The organism is uncultured Metabacillus sp. (assembly GCF_947503125.1).
Lineage (GTDB): Bacteria > Bacillota > Bacilli > Bacillales > Bacillaceae > Metabacillus.
Window position 1 is genome coordinate 1 of sequence record NZ_CANNCR010000192.1, and the last position, 494, is coordinate 494.

Annotated in this window: 1 pseudogene; it reads right to left on the minus strand. The window is 37.0% G+C overall.

Features of this window, described 5'->3' with window-relative positions:
* A pseudogene (locus tag Q1B07_RS26790) lies at positions 1-363 on the minus strand (IS110 family transposase); the annotation flags it as partial.
* Between the last annotated feature and the right edge of the window lie 131 nt (positions 364-494).

Consider the following 494-nt stretch of genomic DNA (forward strand, 5'->3'; position numbering starts at 1 on the left):
TTCTTCAAAGGTAGTATAAGCATTAAAGATTCGGACACCGAACCCTTTACGCCCCAACTCACGGACAATATCCTCATAGTAATGTCCAGTAGCTTCAACACCAAGGAAAATTCTTTGGGCATCATGATTATTCATTGCATTATTAATCTTTGAGCACAAGAAAGATATACCATCTGCATTAACAGAAAAGAAAAATGGTTTCTCAATAACATCGCCAAAATAGTTGCATATCAAGGCTTTTTGATGAAGTTTCGCTGCATCAATGGATACGATGAGTACTTTTTCTAAGTCCACTCCTCTTAGTTGATCTCGGAACAGGCTTCCTTTTTTGCCTTGAATATGATAACTTTTAGTAGTCCCCATGTGACTTCAACCTCCATTTTTGTGAGTGGGTGATGAGATTGAGTTCCCTGTCAGGTACTTAAATCTTACTTGAAGTCGCTGGGGATTTTTTATGTTTCTTATTGGTAATTACATTATTTCATACACCAGAA